The following is a 19,873-nucleotide window of genomic DNA, read 5'->3' on the forward strand; positions in this document are numbered from 1 at the left end:
GGCACAGTTTCAATGCATGAGCATGCCGAGGTTTCGCTATCAGTGTGTTGATAACCATGACAGATAGCAACACACTGAATTGAATAAAAATGAAGTTATATTAGCTCCACGCTCACTTCATAGGCAGTGAATTTACGAATGTTAATCACACCGGTATCGAAGATCAGATACTGACCTTTAATCCCCTGTAAAATCCCGCTTACCACCCCATTTTTATCGAAGTTGTGGGAAGTGATCTTTTTCGGAAAGGTGTCGATGGGATAGTGAATCGACTGAATCGTTTCATCTAAACGCTCGATACTGTAATCACCTTTTTGCATGCCGATTTCGTGCAACTTAGCCTCAATTTGCGGGATCAGTTCCGCCGCCTTAGCCTTTAAATCGATATCGTCGGCGTGGCCCTTGAGCATCGCTTGCCAATGGGTTTTATCGTTCACCAGTTTGGCCAATTCAACTTCGAGCAGACCTGAGAGTTGCCTTGTTGACACTTTAAAAATCGGCAAACCTTGGGTGGCACCTTGGTCAATCCAGCGGGTAGGCAGTTGCGTGTGGCGGGTAATGCCGACTTTAACGCCCGAAGTATTTGCCAGATATACATAATGCGGCACAAAACAGTGGCTCTGGGCCCACTCGGGTTCGCGGCAAGTGCCTTTGTCGTAATGGCAAGTTTCCGGCTTCATGATGCACATATCGCAACTCGCCAGCTTTTGCATACAGACAAAACAGTGGCCCTGCGAGTAACTCTTCTTGCTTTTTTTACCGCAGTTGCAGCAGAAGATATTGCCCGTGTGGGTCAAGGTTAATTGCTTGCCTATCAATGGATTGAGCGGGAGTAACTCATCACCGACAACGAGTTGATATTGCACTTGTTGCGCGTCATCTAACTGTACGCGCATCTTCTTTAGCGTTCCTAACATGGTAATCCTAATGTGTTGCGTTCTGGTGCAGCTTAGTCGCTCATCATGCGGTCTAGTGCACGCTTTCGTTATATCGTCATTGCGTGGCCGTCAGTATACAAGATTATCCAAGCCAGTTTAGATAGGAATTCGTGATAAGTGAGTCGATTGAATGAGCTGATTGACTGAGTCTTTGTAAACTGTACTCAACTCCATCATCTTAATCAGACTTTTTGAGGGTAATGATTTGAGTCTTATGATGAAAACCAGTAAGTTACCCAGCATTACAAATGGAGGTGTACTTATGCGGTTGGTTTTAGTGCTGATATTTTTCTTTTCAACGGCTGTCTTCGCACAGACGGATAAGACGGTAATTCAATCAGAAATCCTGAATGATGACATCAACTTACAAATCCATTTGCCAGATACCTATGCGCATTCCAACGATTTTAACTATCCGGTATTAATCGTATTAGATGGCTCTACCCAATTTGAGCATGTGGCGGCGAATGTCGGTTTTTTAAGTACTTATGCCATTATTCCGGAAATGATCACAGTTGGCGTGAGTTCGGATCAAAGGATGAAGTATTTCACGCCGACTCAAATCGATAAATTTAAAGACAGCTCCGGTGGTGCTGAACAGTTCAGGCAATTTTTAGAGCAAGAGCTGCTCAGTACATTAGGCAAAAAATACCGCACCTCGGATTATCAAATACTCACGGGTCATTCTTTCGCTGGGCTGTTTAGCAGTTATGTGGCCTTGACGCCAAATAGCCAATTTGATGCAGTTATTTCAATCAGTCCCAGTTTATGGTGGGACAGTGATTGGCTAGTGCTTAAGTCGGCCGAGTTATTACACGCTAAGCGTGCGAAACCACTGCGCTGGTTTTTGAGTATGGCAAGTGAACCCAATGAAATGGCGAGCGCATTTGCGGCGCAAATTAAGCAGTTGCAAGACGGCTTAGGTACAAACTCAACGGGTAACACATCAAAGCCACTGCATTGGTTTTACAAACACTTCCCCGATGAAACCCACGACAGTACACCGCTTGTTGGCAATATTGAGGCGTTAAAGACCCTTTTTGCTGGTTGGAATGCTGTGCCTGAAATTGCCGTTATGCCACTCAAGGACCTAAAACACTTCTATCGACAAAAGAGCGCTGAGTTTGGCTATGAATTTCCACTCTTTGCTCAGCAATATAATGTTTATGGGCTCAAAGCGACTTATGAACAAAAAACGGCTTGGGGCGTTGAAATTCTCGCAGAGGGGACGCGGGTGTTCCCCTATTCAGAGGTGTTATGGGACAGTTTAGCGACCGCCTATGATCTGGATGGGCAGCTTGAACAGGCGATAAAAGCCTCCGACAAAGCCGTGCTATTGGCAAAACAAACGGATTCCGTGTTTTTAAATGAGATCCTCAGTCAAGCTAAGCGCATGCAGTTGCGAGCGAAAAAGTAACCGCTCCAAGAGAGGTGTTAACTACAAAGTTGCAACATGTTTGGACAAGTCTCACGCGGCTAGGTAATCTTGTGATCTTTTTGTTCGCTGAGAATTTATCTTGCCTGCCAACCTGTTATTACTGCTTGCCGCCGCGATTTGGGGCTTTGGATTTGTCGCCCAAACCTTAGGCATGGAACATCTTTCTCCTTTTGCGTTTAATGGCATTCGCTTTTTAATGGGGACGTTTAGCTTAGTGCCTTTGGTGTGGTACTTGCGTCGGCAAAATAAGCTGCATGTGAGTGCGCCAAAGGATTTAGTGCGCGGCAGTTTGCTGGTTGGGGTTTTACTGTTTGCGGGCGCGTCATTTCAACAGGTCGGTTTGCAATACACCACAGCAGCGAACGCGGGCTTTATCACTGGCCTATATATAGTGTTAGTGCCTGTGCTTGGGTTAGCGCTAAAACATACGACCGGCTTGAATACTTGGCTTGGCTGCGCGATTGCCGCGGTCGGTTTGTATTTTTTAAGCGTTAAAGATGGCATCAGCATAGGTTATGGCGATGCCTTGCAGTTGGTGGGCGCCTTGTTTTGGGCATTGCACATTTTGGCGGTGGATCATTTTGCCAAGCGGATTTCGCCCGTGGTGTTAGCCATGATGCAGTTTTTTGTCTGCGGCGTGCTGAGTTTGATGGTGTCGGCGGTAATTGAAGTCACCACGCTCGATGGTGTAATGGCGGCTTGGGGTTCACTCTTCTATGCAGGGCTGATTTCGGTGGGGATTGCTTATACCTTGCAAGTGTTGGCGCAGAAAAATGCGCATCCTGCCCATGCGGCGATTATCCTCAGTTTAGAAACGGTATTTGCGGCCATTGGCGGCATTATTTTCCTCGATGAGAGTTTGAGTGTGCGGGCATTATTCGGCTGTGGCTTGATGTTGCTAGGGATGCTGATCTCCCAAGTGCCACTGCGTTACCTAGTCAAATCTCGGCATCAAAAAGTGACTTAAACAAAAACGCCGCTGGCATCTGCTTAGCGGCGTTTCTATTTTATGCATTTTTTAAAAAGCGTTTTAAGTGCCATTTAAGTGCTGTTTGAAAGTGCTATGGCAAATGTACTCACTAAATGTGCTAAGTGTTCGCTCGTCGTAAAGGTTAACGGCTTAATCTATCGAGCACGAGATCATCACCCAGGGCATAGAGGGATGCTACCAGTTGCTCTTCTTGGGCGAGATCTGTGAGTCCAAGGCCGATAGTCGCCCGAAACAGAGCGATACCTGTGTGGCCAGCGGTTTCATATTGGCTACTAAACTGCTCGATATTGATGCCAAGGGCGTTGATCTTATTTGAGATATCGAGCACGAGTCCGGGTCTGTCATAGGCTACTAGGTTGTAGCTTAAGCGTTTGATGGGTTTAAGCGCGACCGAGGTTTTGGCATAGGTGAGGGTGAGGCTATCGATGCACTCCAGCGCCTCAATAAGCTCATCCATACGCAGTGAAGGCACTTCAAGTAACAGAATTGCGGCAAAGATACCGTCGATATGGCGCAATTCCGAGTCGAGCCAGTTGCCACCGTGACGGCTCACCGCATGGGCGATTTGTTCTACTAATCCTTTTCTATCAGGTGCTTGTAGTGTGATCAAATATCGTAGCATAGTGACTGACTCCTATTTTTTGTAAAAGGCACCTGTTTTAAAACGGGGTGTAACACAACTGTCATCTTTGCGTCATATAATCCAACGCACTTAGAATAAAGGATATTGTTATTGCTCAGTTTACGTTCAAACAGTGTAAGCATAGCACTCGGCAAATCCTAGCGAAAAAACTCGCTGGCTATTAATAATAGAGGTTCTTAATGGAAAGTCAGGTCACTCAACCTGGTCCTGCATCGCACAGTATGCTTAAAGGCGGACGCTCGAATCGCAGGGCATTTAAGGATAAAGCGGCGCAAATCGGCGTCACTATCGGCGGCACTATGGTGTTTGTCGCCTTATTGTTGATCTTCTTTTATTTGTTGTATGTGATTAAACCCATTTTCGATAGTGCTGATGTCACGCCGGTTAAAACGGTGAGCTATCAACACGCGGATGTACCTACTTTAATGGTGGGCGCTGAAGAGCAAAATGAGGTGATGTACCGTGTGGCCGTTGATGGCCAAGTGGACTTCTATACCGTTGCCGACGGTAGCCTACTTTCTAGCTTTACACCGCCGTTGCCAGCGGGCGTGACTGTGACCAGTGCCGCAGTTGCCGTGCCGAGCGAACAGCGTTTTGCGCTGGGATTAAGTAATGGTCAGGTCCTAGTGGCTGGCCTAGAGTTTGGTTTAAGTTATCCAAACAACAAGCGCTTAATCACGCCTAAACTGCGTTATCCCGCAGGCGAAACCCCAATTACAGTCGATGAAACGGGCAGTGCGATTCATAAACTGACCTTCACCTACAGTTCAGACAAAATGAGCTTTGCCTATCAAGATGAGAGCGGCGTTTGGCGCCTGACTCGCCTCGAAGGGCAAGAGAACATGATGACTGAAGAAGTGGAGTGGGTGTCTACGACGTCACAAATTCAAGATGCACCGAAGAAAGTCTCCCATGAGCTGATGACGCCCGATCAACGTCAATTGATGTTGCAAACTGGCAATAAAATCTTCGTGTACGACATCCGTGATACTGACAGCTTAGATCTGCTGCAGGTGATTGATGTTGAACGCGCTAAAGCACAAGTGAATAATGTGGCTTTGCTGGCTGGCGCGAGTTCCTTACTGGTCAGCTACGACACAGGTATTGTGGCCCAGTACTTCCAAGTCAGTGGTCCAAAAGGGCGTTTATATCAAGAAATACGCCAGTTTGATGACTTACCGCCTATTGAGTCCATTACCTCTGAATTCTACCGTAAGAGTTTTGCGACTGTGAGCCCTGAGGGCGAGCTGACATTGCTCTATACCACGAGTCATCGTGAACTGTTTGACGAAAAATTCGACCTTAAAAACCCAGGTAAAATGGGATTTACCCCACGCTCAAACGGCATAGTCGTTGAGGCGGACAAAAAGCTGCATATCTTCAGTGTGGAAAACTCCCACCCAGAAGTGTCATGGAGCGCCATGTGGGACAAGGTGTGGTATGAGGGTTATCCAGAGCCTAAATACGTATGGCAATCGACTTCGGGGTCTGATGATTTCGAAGCTAAGCTGAGCTTAATGCCATTGGCCTACGGCACAATGAAAGCGGCATTTTATGCCATGTTATTTGCCGTGCCTTTAGCCATTGCCGGTGCGATTTACACCGCTTACTTTATGTCGCCTAAGGTGCGCGGTTTAGTGAAACCGACCATCGAAATCATGGAAGCCTTACCGACGGTTATTTTAGGTTTCTTGGCGGGTCTGTGGTTAGCGCCGTTGATTGAAGAACATCTCCCCGGCATTTTGATTTTACTGACCCTGTTGCCGACCTCGATTCTCGCTTCGGCCTATGGCTGGAGTAAGTTACCTGCTATTTGGAAACAACGTTTACCCGAAGTGTACCAAGAGCTGATGTTGATCCCTGTGGTTTGTTTCGTGGGTTGGTTCTCTTTTGCGGTTAGCCCGATTATCGAAGTGGCACTGTTTGATGGTAATACCCGTCAATTTATCACCAACGAATTGGGCATCACCTTCGACCAACGTAACGCGCTGGTAGTGGGTATCGCCATGGGCTTTGCGGTTATTCCAACGATTTTCTCTATCGCGGAAGATGCGATTTTCTCTGTGCCACGTCATTTATCGAACGGCAGCTTAGCCTTAGGTGCGACGCCTTGGCAGACACTGACTCGTGTGGTGTTGTTAACCGCAAGTCCGGGTATTTTCTCGGCCATCATGATGGGCTTAGGCCGCGCTGTGGGCGAGACCATGATCGTACTGATGGCCACCGGTAACACCGCCATTATGGAATGGAGCGTGTTCGAAGGGATGCGAACCTTGGCAGCAAACATTGCGGTTGAAATGCCTGAGTCGGCTATCGGTAGTTCGCATTACCGTGTGCTCTTCCTCGCGGCGTTCGTGCTATTCATCTTTACATTCTTCTTTAACACCATTGCAGAAGTGGTGAGACAGCGTCTACGTGAACGCTATAGCTCGCTGTAACGGGGATAAGACAATGACATTAAATACTATTTCGCCAGTGACCTTGAGAGGTTTGTGCAATGGGTAAGTGGGTAAAATCAGGCTCGCCATGGATATGGATGACGGGCGGTGCGGTGAGCATCAGTTTGATTGCCGTCTTAGGCTTATTACTGTTAATCGCTTGGCGTGGCTTAAGTTACTTTTGGCCAGCAACAGTTTACCAGTGGGAACTCGAAGATAACACGGGTGTACGTTCAACCTTAATTGGTGAAGTTTACGATAGGGAAGAAGTACCGACTGAGCGTTTGATTGCTGCGGGCCATGTGTTTAAAGAGCATCCTGGCGAGTTCGTCACCCGTTACTTAGTGAAAACCGGTAACCGCGAATTTGTAGGGCTAGATTTCCGCTGGATATTAGGCACTGACATTTTGAGCCGTTCTACGCCAAGTGATGTCGCCATGATTGAGCGGGCTAAAAACGGTAACTTCTACGGTTATCCAATCGCTGTGATTGAAAATGGCAAGCGTCTGGATTTAGTTAACGATGCGATTGAATCCTCCTTAATGGAGCACATCGACCGCGCAGTAGCCTTATCGGACAAAGCGGTAGATTTGCAGAAGCAAGACATTGGCTCGATTAACTACGCCATTGAAAAACTGCGTTTACAGGAGCGTCGTTACGAGCTTGATGGCGAACTGACCGACAGCAATAAAGCTGACTTAGTGGCCAAGCGAGCGCAGCTGCAAAAAGATTACTTAGTGCTTGAAAAAGCGTTATTTGCCCTGCGTGATGACGCGGCGCGAGATTCAGTAATCGTGCGTGATATGCGCGGTGAAGAAGTCGAGCTTAAGCTAGATACAGTGCTGGATGTGACCTATGTGAACCACTTAAGCCTAATCGGTAAAATTGGTAAATGGTTCATCGGTATCGGCCGTTTTGTGAGTGACGACCCGCGTGAAGCTAACACCGAAGGCGGCGTTTTCCCAGCGATTTTCGGTACTGTGTTTATGGTAATGCTGATGGCCGTTATTGTGACGCCATTTGGTGTGGTCGCGGCGGTTTATCTACATGAATACGCTAAGAAAGGCCCAATCACTAAGATGATCCGTATTGCGGTAATCAACTTAGCGGGTGTGCCATCAATCGTGTATGGCGTGTTTGGTTTAGGTTTCTTCGTCTACATGATGGGCGGCTCTATCGACCAACTGTTTTACGCTGAAGCATTACCGTCACCGACCTTTGGTTCGCCAGGGGTGATTTGGTCGGCATTGACCTTAGCCATTTTGACTCTGCCTGTGGTTATCGTTTCGACCGAAGAAGGTTTGAGCCGAATCCCAAGTGCGGTGCGTCAAGGTAGTTTGGCACTGGGCGCAACGAAAGCTGAGACACTGTGGCGCATTGTGATCCCAATGGCGAGCCCAGCTATTATGACGGGTTTGATTTTAGCGGTCGCCCGCGCCGCCGGTGAAGTGGCACCATTGATGTTGGTGGGTGTAGTGAAATTAGCCCCAACATTACCACTGGACTTTAACTTCCCGTTTGTGCATTTAGAACGTAAGTTCATGCACTTAGGGTTCCATATTTATGATGTGGGCTTCCAGAGTCCTAACGTTGAAGCGGCACGTCCTCTGGTGTATGCGACTTCCTTCTTGCTGGTGTCTGTGATTGTGGCACTCAACTTGACGGCCATTGGCGTACGTAACCACTTGCGTGAAAAATATCGTTCGCTTGAGCACTAATCAGCGATTATCCTGAAAGTATTAGGACTGAATATGATTTCTATAGATTCGACAGCAATGAAAACCAACAACTTTGATTTAGCGAACTTAAGCCAGACCGACACCGCGTTGGAGATCCGTAACTTAGACTTGCGCTATGGCAGTAAACAAGCGCTGTTTAATGTATCGATGAAGATCCCCAAGAAGCAAGTGACCGCCTTTATCGGCCCCAGTGGTTGTGGTAAATCGACGCTGCTGCGTTGTATTAACCGCATGAACGACTTGGTGGATAACTGCCATATTGACGGTGAAATTTTGCTGCACGGCCAGAATATTTACGACAAGAAAATCGACGTCGCGGCCCTACGCCGTAACGTGGGCATGGTGTTCCAGCGCCCGAATCCGTTTCCTAAGTCGATTTATGAAAACGTCGTTTATGGTTTGAGATTGCAAGGGCTGAATAATCGTCGTGAACTCGACGAAGCGGCCGAGCGTTCACTGCGCGGCGCGGCGATTTGGGACGAAGTGAAAGACAGATTGCACGATAACGCTTTTGGTTTATCTGGCGGTCAGCAACAACGTCTGGTAATTGCCCGTGCCATTGCCATCGAGCCTGAAGTGTTATTACTCGATGAACCCACATCGGCACTCGATCCTATTTCGACATTGACGATTGAAGAGCTGATAACCGAGCTTAAGACTAAATACACTGTGGTTATCGTGACTCACAACATGCAACAGGCGGCGCGGGTGTCAGATCAAACGGCCTTTATGTATATGGGCGAATTGATTGAATACGCTGATACTAATACGATTTTCACCACGCCGAAAAAACGTAAGACCGAAGATTACATCACAGGACGTTACGGTTAATTAGCTCAGTCGCTATCGGATAAAGCCGCAACCGCAGGCTTTGAGCATGCTTGGTAAACAGTTAAGTAAAAGGTTGGCTAAATGGAAAACATGAATTTAAGTAAGCACATCTCAGGACAGTTTACCGCTGAGCTGGATGATATCCGTAACCGCGTACTCGCTATGGGTGGCTTGGTTGAACGTCAGCTCGAGCAAGCCATTGACGCACTCAGTGCACTGGATGCGGAACTCGCCCAGCGTGTTATCGAGGGCGATCACAAGGTCAATGGCATGGAAGTGTCTATCGACGAAGAGTGCACGCGCATTATCGCCAAGCGTCAACCTGCGGCCAGCGATTTACGGCTGATTATCGCCATCTCAAAAACCATCGCCGATCTTGAGCGTATTGGTGATGCCTGCGTGCGTATCGCTAAAGCAGCGTTAGATAAGCGTTTGAATAATCAACAACCTTTGTTAGTTAGCATTGAAAATATGGGCCGTCACGCGACCCGTATGTTGCATGCGACCTTAGATGCTTTGGCCCGTATGGATGCCGATACTGCGTTAGAGCTGCACAAAGAAGATGCCAAGCTTGACCGTGAATACGAAGGGATTATCCGCCAGTTAATGACCTATATGATGGAAGATCCGCGTTCTATCCCAGACGTCTTAGACGTACTGTGGGCGGCACGTGCGGTTGAGCGTGTTGGCGACCGTTGTAAAAATATTTGTGAATACATCATCTACTACGTGAAAGGCAAAGACGTTCGCCATACTTCCTACGAAGATATGGAAAAGGACATGAAAAGCTAACACACGCATTAATCTGCTGTTGTAATGCCTCAATACAACGCTCCGCAGTCTCTGTGGAGCGTTTTGCTTTTAGGATGCTGAGCTAGGATCGTTTATTAGGATAGTGAGCTAGGATCGTGAGATAGAGAAAGCGAGCTAGGATTTTGGGCTATGGATTGTGAAATTGGATAGCTAAGTTGAATAGTTAAATTGGAGTGTGAACTGGCATTCTGGATCAGTACCGCGAATAAAGAAGGTCATTTTTGTGTTTACAATAAATTAACCTTTGTTTAATCTGATGCTTGCAACAAGCTTTAGCTGCTGGAAAGGGCGGTAGACCTAGATAGTGAAAGCAGTCGAAGCCTAAGTGCTAGCATTTTTGTGTTTAGCTGTGGATTGATATCACAGCATGTTAACCTCAGAATTTAACCGCCACCCTATTTGTTACCGCTAAGGTTTGGGGTTAGCAGCGCAACGGAATGGGCGCTGTGTCGGCGATAACATGGATAAGTTGATGAGCCCATTATTGTATTCTTTAAAGCAAGGTTTCGAAGCTCTTAAAAGTATTCGAAATCATATTTCTGAAGCGAATTTACCCGCTGATTTTCCCCGCGCTGAATTACCGCCACTGTCCGAGGACGCTAAAGCCGAACTATTGCAGCTATTAGCGCCGCTAGAAGCCTATCGAATTGAAAAGCTTGAAACTAAACTCTCCCGTAAAAAATGGGCGAAGCGTCTAGGTTGGCTATTGTGCCTGCCCGCACTGGCTTTTGATTTAATCTCGTTAGCCTCTAACCATGACCCAACCATTTTGAGCCTGATCGTTCTCGCCGGCATTTTGATGTGGGTTCATCTGCCTGAAATGCAATATAAGCGCCATTACAAATATAAAATCTTGCCTGTTTTACTCAAAAAACTAGGGGACTACCGTTATAGCCCCGACTCCTGTGTCAACCTTGATTCAGTGGCAGATTTCGAACTTATGCCCCGTTTTAGCAAGCAACAATCAGAGGATCATATTCGCGGCAAGGTAGAGGATATCAGCTTCGAATTTTGCGAATTAACCTTAAAATCCCGTGGCAGCAAGTCAGACAAGATCCAATTTAAGGGCGGGGTCGTGATCATGACGATGCCCTTTAGCTTTGAATCCCATACCGTCGTCAGCCAAGACTATGGCTCCCTTGGTAATACTATGGCAGGCCTAAAGAAACCCAGAGTGAAACTCGAAAGCGTGACCTTTGAGGCGATGTTTGAAGTGTATTCCCATGACCAACATTATGCGCGATATCTGTTGTCTCCCGCCGTGATGGAACGCCTCGTCGAACTGGAACAGTTATTCCGTAAAACGGCGCGGGGGTCGGGGCTGAGTATCGAATTTAAAGCCAATAAAGTGCTGATCATGGCGAGCTATTTTGGCAATTTATTTGATACCGTCGATATCAACTTACCCACCCATGATATGTCGAAAATTCCGCAGTTACAGCAGGAGTTAGTCTTGATTACTGGCATCATCAAACAGCTAAAATTGGATTATCTAGCAGCGCAAAATCTGGCGACACAGCAAACACTTGAGAGGATTAAGACGCTAGCGGGTTAACTAGAGCTGCTCTTTTCTCTGTATTTTGAACCGTACTTTGAGCAGGCTTTTATTCGTCGTGAGAAGAGGTTGCTTCAGAGGACTTAGCGTTTGCTGGTCTCCACACATGAAGGCTTGCCATGGCATTCACTCACCGACTCGGTGAATAGAAACCTAGGGTTTCTGAGCTTATGAACGAGAGCCATGGACGGCGAACTGGCCGTTAAACAGGGATGTTGTTCAAGTCCATCCTTGGATGCTCGGCCCCGTCCATGGGCGGACGGTCGTCTCGCTAATCACCATGGATCACCTTTCGAGCATTCGCGTAATCTTTTAATTTACAAGTTATAAAGCAGTTTCCATCTGTAGCAAAGGCCATTTTAGACCATTAAACTCTCTAAACTTTGGCTCTTTGTCTACGGATATAAAGCCATATGACTTGTAGCAATTATAAGCTGCTACGTTTTCAGCAAATACAGCTAAGGTAGCAATTTTGAACTGTTCACGTTTCCTAACTTCTGCGATAGAAAGTGCGATTAAACCCCTACCATATCCAAGCCCACGATACTCGGGATTAATGACAATTCGACACAGGCGTATTTCAGTTTCACTTATGTGCTGAAGCTCAATAAAGCCAAGCTTGTTATTACCACTAGATAAAACCATAAACTCAACTTCAGGAAGCTGACTACGGTTTACCATTTCAGTTTCCGAAAGTGGCCAACCGAACATCCAACCACCCCAAAGTAGGGATTCCTTTTCAGTTGAGAACCATGAAATGACTTCTGTTGAGTCTTGAGCTACAAACTTTCTTAAATTCATAGATCCTTCCTATCTCATTGATTTTGAGTTAACTAAGTACAGCTAAACCACCTCAAAAGCTCTTTACTTTCTACTTACTAGTGCCGGAGTTTATTTTGCTTTATAACGCCGCCATAAGCCGCGCGACCGTAGGGAGCGCAATTAATGGCCCTGTTAGGGTTACTACTCAAATGCTTTACATAAGGTGCCCTGATGGAAGATCATTTGCCACCTCCCATTTATCAGAGACCATATTGAACATCGTAATGAGTAAATAGCGGTTGTCTCACCACCTTTTACCATTACAGCTTTATAAAGTAACTGGGCACAATTTGGCGCTAAATGTCTCAATTCATATTCAGACGCACTGATCTTAGGAGGCAATTCTGATGGCAGACGCTCCAGAGCTTCTTTTTTTCCAAATCGAACTCCAGAACCACCAATTTCAGTGAACTCATCCGCAATTAGTTCATCCAATTCGCCGTATGAAGCTCTGGTCTCAGCCTTAAATAAATGCTCTTCTAATTCGATGAGCTTCGCCTTTAAATTTTCCACCAAATCTCCAAGTAACCCTAACGCTTTACTAAACTGTGGACTAAATTGGGGGGATTTATGCCTGCGAAGCAGAAATGCAGAAAGCGCCACAGTTTATGGAGTCCGGTTTGAGTAACTTTTTAGTGCTTGATTTGCATATGATACTCATACATGTCCTCACTGACAATTTTGAAACCCAATCGTAAATATAGTTGCAATGCAGGATTCTCCTTTAACACTGTGAGTGACACGATCTTTGACTGAGCACCATTCAATACTTGCTGAATAATGCCTCGCCCATAACCTTTATTTTGATGGTCAGGATGTATTTGAATTTGCATTATCTCGACTTCGAGTTCAGTTGAATCGTATTTGAGAGTACCGACTAATGCGTTTTTATAATGCACCAAATACGAACAATGATATTTATCATCAAGCCTAATTTCATGCTCTTTATCAGACAAGAATTGACCAGATTTTTCTAAATGCTCAACCATAGTTAACTTGCGCAGACCTAGTAGATAATCTCGATCTGATTTTGTGGCTTGTTGAAACTCAAATTTCATCGGTTTCCTCTAGAGCACTAACGTCTTAGTATTTATGCGCTGCGCTGTCTGCAGGGCATAACTCGCTTGTTGGACTTGGCCGCTGCCACATCCAAGTCAATTGGTAAAAATGATGCTATAGGAATTTGCTTTTTTGCGGTAGCGGTTTTTTATACAGTTTAATGGGTAATCACTTGATATCGTTTTAGCTTTCTCATTTTTCGCGCTTATTTTGCTGATGAATCGCTATATAACGACTCAAAACGCCAAGGAATACACCTCCCCTCGGAGTTGCCGCAGGGCGAATAGAGAAATTGCGTGAGTTCGGTCATGGATGAACGACTAGCTTTCGCAGGTGCAGGGACGCATCCTTCGGAAGCGATAGCAAATTTGTCAATGAGCACAAGGGGCTTTCAACTCCGTAGGGGCGTCTTGGAGCATCCAAGGAGGATAGGACGAGCAGTCCTCCTTGGTCGGGTGTGGGGTGAAGCCCCACGACTTTGACTTTGATTAAAAAATTCAAATGAAGTTTTTAACTTCGCTCACCCAGTGCAGGCGGGTAGATATTCTGATAGCTCAAGCAGGTTACAATCTGGGTCGCGGATATAAACAGAGTTTATCCGGCCTGTGGCGCCGGTTCGTAGCACTGGTCCTTCAATGATTTCAATCTGAAGTGCGTTTAAATGCGCGATCACTTCTTCTATGTTATGGCTGACTACAAAACACAGATCGGCACTGCCGGGCGTGGCTGCTGCAGCTTTAGGTTCAAATTCGGCGCCCGCTTGGTGCAAGTTAATCTTTTGATCGCCAAAACTTAACGCAATACGCTGACTGCCAAATACCACTTTCTTCATCCCGAGCACGGCTTGATAAAATTCGACGCTGACGGCGATGTCTTTTACGGTTAAGACCAAATGATCTAAGCGGGTTACGCGCATTTTACTTTCCTTAGAATGGCTCAGAGTGGGCTCTGATTTTGAACGCTATCTCTACACTTGAGACGAATAAGAGTCAGATACCTTACATCATGTGCTGGTGCAAAAGTGACTCTGTGGTAGCATTTGTGGCGTTTTTTTGCGTAAATATTTTGTGCCTACTATATCCCTATGACCGAATGAGAGTGTGATGAAGAAAACCTTAGCCCGCGGCTTAATGAATCTATTACCTATGGCCTTGAGTTTGTGGCTGTTTTGGTCGCTGTTTGTATCGTTAGATGGTTTAGGAATTGTGATTTTAGAGTTGGTAGGGATTAACCAACACTTTGTCGGCGCCGGTTTTATGCTGGTGGTGGCATTAGTTTTTGCAGTGGGCCTGTTGTTTTCAGTCAGCCCGATTGTGTGGCTTTATGGCTGGCTTGAGCGCCAGTTGATGCGTTTCCCACTGTTTAAGTCGGTTTATGGCAGTATCCGTGATATCGCCTCTTTGATGAATCGTGATGGCAAGCCGACCAGCCAAAAGACAGTGTTAGTGAAGCAGGCGAATGGCAGTTTTGTGGTGGGATTTATCATGACAGATACGCCGCCGCAGCCTTTGTTAGATGCGTTGCCTGAGGGCGATTGGGTGCCTGTGTTGTTCCAATTGAGTTACCAAATGGCGGGCGTGACTAGCTTGATCAAACGGGACGATTTAATCATGGTCGACTGGTCGTTTGAAGAGGCGATGCGCTTTAATTTAACCGCTGGCATTTCGCAGACACCGACTAAGTAATCGGATGTTGGTTCAAGCGTTTTAGCGTTTAAAATTAAATTTGATGATTTTTGTGGTATAATTTTTTGGCGACCAATATGGTCGCCATTTTTTGTGCTAAATATTCTAATTATAAATTTGTTTTATGCTAAAGGCATGCTTTGACTGCCTTAGTGGTGTTCACGCTATTTATCCATCAATCATCGGCTGTCAAAGTCGTGTGTTGTTAATCCCGTTTTTCAGATCCTGTCACGTTTAGCCATAGCGAGTCGTTGCATTGATCTGTGGGATTGAGCCCATACTGGTCATAGATGAGCCCCGCAGCATTAAACATATTTTGAGTATAAGTTTTGTTCTATCTCTCCGTTGGTGCGCTGAGATATTTGGAGAGTGAACCCGCTAGAAATAGGGAGAGTCAATGTCGATCAAGTCGAGTATTAATCCGCCGGTATTTTATTCGTCGGTCTTTTTCATCATCTTGATGGTGATGATTTGTGCAGTATGGCCCACAGAGGCTAACACCGTTTTTAGATCAATACAGTCATGGATAGAAGTGAAAGCCGGTTGGCTTTACATTCTGAGCGTGGCGTTTTTCCTGATTTTTATCATCTTTGTCATGGTCAGTCGCTTTGGCGATATCAAACTCGGGCCAGATCATTCTGTGCCGGATTACAGCTATAAAAGCTGGATTGCCATGTTGTTTTCGGCAGGTATGGGTATTGGCCTGATGTTTTTTGGGGTCGCCGAACCTGTAATGCACTATCTGGCGCCGCCAGATGCTACACCTGAGAGTCTCGCCGCCGCAAAAGAGGCGATGAAGATTACTTTCTTCCATTGGGGACTGCATGCTTGGGCGATTTATGCCGTAGTGGCATTGAGTCTGGCCTACTTCTCCTATCGTCATAAGTTACCGCTACTGCCACGAAGCGCCCTTTATCCCTTAATTGGTGAACGCATTTATGGTCCTATTGGCCATATTGTCGATACCTTTGCCGTGCTCGGCACTATGTTTGGGGTGGCGACATCACTGGGTTTTGGGGTGTTGCAGGTTAACTCGGGTTTGAGTTATCTATTTGAAGGTTTACCTAATAACGCAGTAGTGCAAGTGTGCTTGATCATCGGTATTACCTTGCTCGCGACCCTGTCGGTGTTTTCTGGCCTCGACAAAGGCGTGAAACGTTTAAGCGAACTCAATCTTGGCCTCGCGATTATCTTATTGCTTATCGTCTTGATCTTGGGCCCTACAGTCATGCTGTTGCAGGCTTTTGTGCAAAACACTGGCAGTTACTTAAGTGATTTGGTTGGCAAAACCTTTAACTTGTACGCCTATCAACATAAGGAAGATTGGCTTGGCGGCTGGACCTTGCTTTATTGGGGCTGGTGGATTTCTTGGTCACCTTTTGTCGGTACCTTTATTGCGCGCGTGAGTCGCGGTCGTACCATCCGTGAGTTTTTGATTGGTGTGTTATTTGTGCCATCGGCGCTGACCTTCCTATGGATGACAGTGTTTGGTAACTCTGCGATTGATTCGATTATGAATCAAGGCGCAACCTACCTTGCCGAGGCGGTGAATACCGATGTGTCAGTGGCCTTGTTTGTGTTTTTCGAGCACATGCCGTTCCCGACCTTACTCTCAGGGATTGCGATTTGTTTAGTGGTGACCTTCTTTGTGACCTCGTCGGATTCGGGGTCGTTAGTGATTGACAATCTGACCTCGGGCGGCGATAACAATGCGCCCGTATGGCAGAGGATCTTCTGGGCACTGTTGCAAGGGGTTGTGGCCTCGGTATTGTTGTTGGCTGGTGGTTTACAGGCGCTGCAAACGGCGGCTATCGCCAGCGCCATGCCGTTCCTTGTGGTGATGTTATTCATGTGTCTGGGATTATTTAAAGCCCTGAAGAATGACTGGCTTAAGATCAACAGCGTGCAGTTACACAATACCAGTGTGCAGTACGCCAAAACCAACATGAGCTGGGAAGAGCGCATTGGTGTGCTCGTGTCGCATCCCACCCATGAAGAAGCGCAAGTATTCTTGAATAATGTTGCGACGCCCGCTTTATCTAAGGTGTGTCAACACTTTATGACCAAAGGTATAGTGGCCGATCTCGAATACTTAGATGGCCGCGTACGTTTGGTGATTAGCAATGAGGTGAACTTGCCCTTTGTTTACGGAGTACGCACCCGTTGTTTCGAAATCACTAACCCTATAGGGACTGAAATCGAGCAGGGCAATACCTTGTATTACCGCGCCGAAGTGTATTTAGAACAAGGCGGTCAGCATTACGATGTGATGGGGTATACCGAAGAGCAAATCCTCGCGGATGTGGTGACTCAGTATGAAAAATACTTACACTACTTGCATCTGTCGAATGCCGATCATGCCCACATAAGCTAAGTAACGTAAGCTAAGTTAGCTAAGCCAGTAACCTAGGTCGGCTTAGCCATTTGCGTCTACAAATCGCGCACCATTAACCCGCAAAGTGCGGGAGATATTGCCCCAAGTGATAACTCGGATTATCCTTGGGGCAATTTTTTTAGGGTTTGTTTTAGGGATTACACTATGTCGTCAGTGCCAGGCCAGAGTAAGTTAGACAAAGTATTAGCCGATGCGCGGGAGTACAAAGCTAAGCGTGAGGGCGGTTACCGTGAGCAGGCGTTAAAACTTTATCCTTGGGTATGTGGCCGCTGTACCCGCGAGTTTACCCCGAAAAACTTAAGTGAACTGACAGTGCATCATCGCGATCATAACCACGATAACAACCCGTCAGACGGTTCAAACTGGGAGTTATTGTGCCTGTATTGCCACGACAACGAACATTCTCGTTTCGAAGAACTGATCCGCTACGGCAGCACCACAGAAACCAAGCAAGCGGCGGCGACCTACAATCCCTTTGCTGACTTGAAATCAATGCTGAAAAAATAGTCTTGCTGGCTTTAGCTGGATAAGATTGTGCAGAGGGTAGCGTTAGCGGACGGGTTTAGTCCTTGTCGGTTAAACGCGCCTCGGCAGCTAACCATTTATCACGGCTTAAAATATGCTGATTTTCACTGCCTTCAAATAAAGCTTTACGGGCGGGGAGTTGCTGACAAATGGCCGCCTGTTGCGCTTCGCTACTCGTGCGCCAACTGACGATTTCATCGATATGTCGAAAGCAGCCCATGCAGTAGTCTTCGTCATTTAAACCGCAGCGTGCGACGCAAGGTGAAAGCATAGGTGTCCTTTGGAGCCTTATGGTTAGTTAACCGAGTCTTCTCAGTTAACGATATGGTTGAGTGTTTAAAGGCCGCGATACTAACATTTTTTCGCATAAAGTCATCTTTAGGGCGCATTCCCTTGGCCTAAGGTGAGACAAGTATTTTTTACACTGGGCATGACGTGAACCAAGATAATCTGCAGCAACAACTCACTTACTCACAGCGATTTAGCGAACTTAATCAGTTGCTTGAACAGAGTGCAGCCCTGTGGCAAGTGCGTGCATTTGAAGTGAACGCTTTACCTTGGGCAGAGGATTTTCCGCAGTTGGCCGAAGCTGTGTGGGCGCTGGCTGACGATGAGCTTGATGGACTCGACGCCGAGCAATCTTTGCTGGTCAAGGCATTGTCACCGGCATTAAACCACGATCTTAAGGCATTAGGCCAAGATTGGGACTTGTCATTGCTCACCGCATCCATTGCCGAACGCACGGTTTTTAATGATAAGACAGTTAATGATAAGGCTGGCGTGGCTGAACCGTCGCTTGCGGATAGCACCGCAGCGCAGCAAGGCGGCTTGTCCTTTGACGATGAGGCGCATTTCAGTGCGCACATCAAAGGCCGTAAATGGCAGCAAATTACCGCCTTTGTGCAGCATTTACCCCAGCTTAATTTACCTGTGCTGGAATGGTGTGCGGGTAAAGGGCATTTGGGCCGCTTGATTGCTAAAGCCCGCGGCGCCGAAGTGGTGAGCTTAGAATGGCAAGCGCCATTATGTGAAGCAGGACAGGCCTTTGCCGATAAGTGGCAGTTATCGCAGACCTTTATTTGTGCCGATGCCTTTGCCATTGGTGCAGAACATGCTGCGACAAACACATCTACAACGACATCTATAACCACATCCATTACTACAGTTGAAGCACCAGCTCAGCACGCCGCAAAAGCCAATTCGTTAATCGCACGGCAGCAAGCGGTTGCATTGCATGCTTGCGGTGATTTGCATGTTCGGCTGTTAACACTGGCGGCCGAGGCGGGCACTCAGGCGCTGGCGATTTCTCCCTGTTGTTATCATTTAATTCACGCGAGCCATTATCAGCCGTTATCCAATCTTGCTCAGCAGAGCAGCCTAAAACTCAGTCGCCATGATTTACAGTTACCGCTGCAGCAGAGCGTGATCGCCAATCCCAAACAGCAGGCGCTGCGCCATCAAGAAATCGCGTGGCGCTTAGGTTTTGATGCACTGCAACGTGAATGTCGACAAATCGACGAATATTTACCTTTACCCTCGTTAAAACAGAGTCAGTTGAGCGGCAGTTTTACTGATTTTTGCCTGTGGGCGGCCGAGATTAAGGCCGTTAATTTAGCCAAAAATAGGGATTTTGAGGCTTGGCTTGAGATAGGGCGACAAAGACAACGATTAACTCGCCGCATCGATTTAGTGGCGCATTTATTCCGCACTGTACTCGAGCAATGGTTAATCTTAGATCGCGCTTGTTTTTTGCAGGAACAAGGATATGGTGTTTGCGTGGGTGAATTTTGTGCAAACAGCGTCACACCAAGAAATTCGCTGATTTTAGCGCAAAAAATGTCAGTATAATTTTGAGTGTCTGAAAATATGCTGTACTGTGATGTTTTTTATGAAGTATTTCTATATTAGCGCATTTAAGTTTAGTGATAGTGAATTCAGGGCCGTCGTGTTTGGAACCTGCGCTGTGAGACAAGTCTTACACTGAAGATGGTTTTTTATTGA

At 46.6% G+C, this 19,873-nt stretch carries 18 protein-coding genes; 11 read left to right on the forward strand and 7 right to left on the reverse strand.

Features of this window, described 5'->3' with window-relative positions:
- Positions 1-95: 95 nt before the first annotated feature.
- Positions 96-917: a DUF2797 domain-containing protein gene (locus Q4Q49_RS17920; protein ID WP_312000017.1), complete on the reverse strand. Its 822-nt coding sequence runs from the start codon at positions 915-917 to the stop codon at positions 96-98.
- Between the two features lie 283 nt (positions 918-1,200).
- Between Q4Q49_RS17920 and Q4Q49_RS17925 the strand changes: the two genes are divergently transcribed.
- Together Q4Q49_RS17925 and Q4Q49_RS17930 are read left to right on the forward strand one after the other, a co-directional pair.
- Positions 1,201-2,355, forward strand: coding sequence for an alpha/beta hydrolase-fold protein (locus Q4Q49_RS17925; protein ID WP_312000018.1), 1,155 nt, complete (start codon positions 1,201-1,203; stop codon positions 2,353-2,355).
- A 100-nt stretch (positions 2,356-2,455) separates the two neighbouring features.
- Positions 2,456-3,343 (forward strand): DMT family transporter, encoded by an 888-nt coding sequence (locus Q4Q49_RS17930; RefSeq protein ID WP_107402217.1) that lies wholly within the window; start codon positions 2,456-2,458, stop codon positions 3,341-3,343.
- Positions 3,344-3,488: 145 nt separating this feature from the next.
- Here the strand turns inward: Q4Q49_RS17930 and Q4Q49_RS17935 are convergent, their stop codons facing one another.
- Entirely contained in the window at positions 3,489-3,989 is a 501-nt protein-coding gene (locus Q4Q49_RS17935) for a glycine cleavage system protein R (protein ID WP_071939034.1), read from the reverse strand.
- A 200-nt stretch (positions 3,990-4,189) separates the two neighbouring features.
- Here Q4Q49_RS17935 and Q4Q49_RS17940 point away from each other — a divergent pair, with 200 nt between their 5' ends.
- From Q4Q49_RS17940 to Q4Q49_RS17960, 5 genes are all read left to right on the forward strand, one after another.
- Complete coding sequence (locus tag Q4Q49_RS17940; RefSeq protein ID WP_011846412.1) at positions 4,190-6,448, forward strand: ABC transporter permease subunit; 2,259 nt, start codon at positions 4,190-4,192, stop codon at positions 6,446-6,448.
- Positions 6,449-6,507: 59 nt separating this feature from the next.
- On the forward strand, positions 6,508-8,166 hold the full coding sequence (gene pstA / locus Q4Q49_RS17945) for a phosphate ABC transporter permease PstA (RefSeq protein WP_312000019.1): 1,659 nt from the start codon (positions 6,508-6,510) through the stop codon (positions 8,164-8,166).
- Positions 8,167-8,199: 33 nt separating this feature from the next.
- A complete protein-coding gene (gene pstB / locus Q4Q49_RS17950; RefSeq protein ID WP_006081067.1) occupies positions 8,200-9,018 on the forward strand; it encodes a phosphate ABC transporter ATP-binding protein PstB in 819 nt (272 codons plus the stop codon).
- A gap of 81 nt (positions 9,019-9,099) precedes the next feature.
- Complete coding sequence (gene phoU / locus Q4Q49_RS17955; RefSeq protein ID WP_011846414.1) at positions 9,100-9,810, forward strand: phosphate signaling complex protein PhoU; 711 nt, start codon at positions 9,100-9,102, stop codon at positions 9,808-9,810.
- 493 nt (positions 9,811-10,303) lie between these two features.
- Positions 10,304-11,386: a DUF3137 domain-containing protein gene (locus Q4Q49_RS17960; RefSeq protein ID WP_261273811.1), complete on the forward strand. Its 1,083-nt coding sequence runs from the start codon at positions 10,304-10,306 to the stop codon at positions 11,384-11,386.
- Between the two features lie 324 nt (positions 11,387-11,710).
- Here Q4Q49_RS17960 and Q4Q49_RS17965 read toward each other — a convergent pair whose 3' ends face one another.
- The 4 genes from Q4Q49_RS17965 to Q4Q49_RS17980 all read right to left on the reverse strand — a co-directional run bounded on the left by Q4Q49_RS17965 (position 11,711) and on the right by Q4Q49_RS17980 (position 14,183).
- Positions 11,711-12,187, reverse strand: a complete 477-nt coding sequence (locus Q4Q49_RS17965; protein ID WP_312000020.1) for a GNAT family N-acetyltransferase — start codon at positions 12,185-12,187, stop codon at positions 11,711-11,713.
- Positions 12,188-12,349: 162 nt separating this feature from the next.
- Positions 12,350-12,721, reverse strand: coding sequence for a nuclear transport factor 2 family protein (locus Q4Q49_RS17970; protein ID WP_311987558.1), 372 nt, complete (start codon positions 12,719-12,721; stop codon positions 12,350-12,352).
- 119 nt (positions 12,722-12,840) lie between these two features.
- A complete protein-coding gene (locus Q4Q49_RS17975; protein WP_063883186.1) occupies positions 12,841-13,266 on the reverse strand; it encodes an N-acetyltransferase in 426 nt (141 codons plus the stop codon).
- A gap of 521 nt (positions 13,267-13,787) precedes the next feature.
- The gene (locus Q4Q49_RS17980) at positions 13,788-14,183 is read right to left on the reverse strand and encodes a VOC family protein (RefSeq protein WP_063883185.1); all 396 of its coding nucleotides are present in this window, start codon (positions 14,181-14,183) and stop codon (positions 13,788-13,790) included.
- Between the two features lie 187 nt (positions 14,184-14,370).
- On the opposite strand from Q4Q49_RS17980, the gene Q4Q49_RS17985 reads away from it, so the two are divergent.
- The 3 genes from Q4Q49_RS17985 to Q4Q49_RS17995 all read left to right on the forward strand — a co-directional run bounded on the left by Q4Q49_RS17985 (position 14,371) and on the right by Q4Q49_RS17995 (position 17,854).
- The gene (locus tag Q4Q49_RS17985; protein ID WP_006081073.1) at positions 14,371-14,952 is read left to right on the forward strand and encodes a DUF502 domain-containing protein; all 582 of its coding nucleotides are present in this window, start codon (positions 14,371-14,373) and stop codon (positions 14,950-14,952) included.
- A gap of 397 nt (positions 14,953-15,349) precedes the next feature.
- Positions 15,350-17,326: a BCCT family transporter gene (locus Q4Q49_RS17990; RefSeq protein ID WP_006085322.1), complete on the forward strand. Its 1,977-nt coding sequence runs from the start codon at positions 15,350-15,352 to the stop codon at positions 17,324-17,326.
- A 165-nt stretch (positions 17,327-17,491) separates the two neighbouring features.
- Positions 17,492-17,854: a YajD family HNH nuclease gene (locus Q4Q49_RS17995; protein WP_006081075.1), complete on the forward strand. Its 363-nt coding sequence runs from the start codon at positions 17,492-17,494 to the stop codon at positions 17,852-17,854.
- A 55-nt stretch (positions 17,855-17,909) separates the two neighbouring features.
- Here Q4Q49_RS17995 and Q4Q49_RS18000 read toward each other — a convergent pair whose 3' ends face one another.
- On the reverse strand, positions 17,910-18,143 hold the full coding sequence (locus Q4Q49_RS18000) for a DUF1289 domain-containing protein (protein ID WP_006085323.1): 234 nt from the start codon (positions 18,141-18,143) through the stop codon (positions 17,910-17,912).
- A 164-nt stretch (positions 18,144-18,307) separates the two neighbouring features.
- Here Q4Q49_RS18000 and Q4Q49_RS18005 point away from each other — a divergent pair, with 164 nt between their 5' ends.
- Complete coding sequence (locus Q4Q49_RS18005) at positions 18,308-19,720, forward strand: methyltransferase (RefSeq protein ID WP_312000021.1); 1,413 nt, start codon at positions 18,308-18,310, stop codon at positions 19,718-19,720.
- Positions 19,721-19,873: the final 153 nt, after the last annotated feature.

This window comes from Shewanella sp. SP1S1-7 (genome assembly GCF_031932105.1).
In the GTDB taxonomy this organism is placed as follows: domain Bacteria; phylum Pseudomonadota; class Gammaproteobacteria; order Enterobacterales; family Shewanellaceae; genus Shewanella; species Shewanella baltica.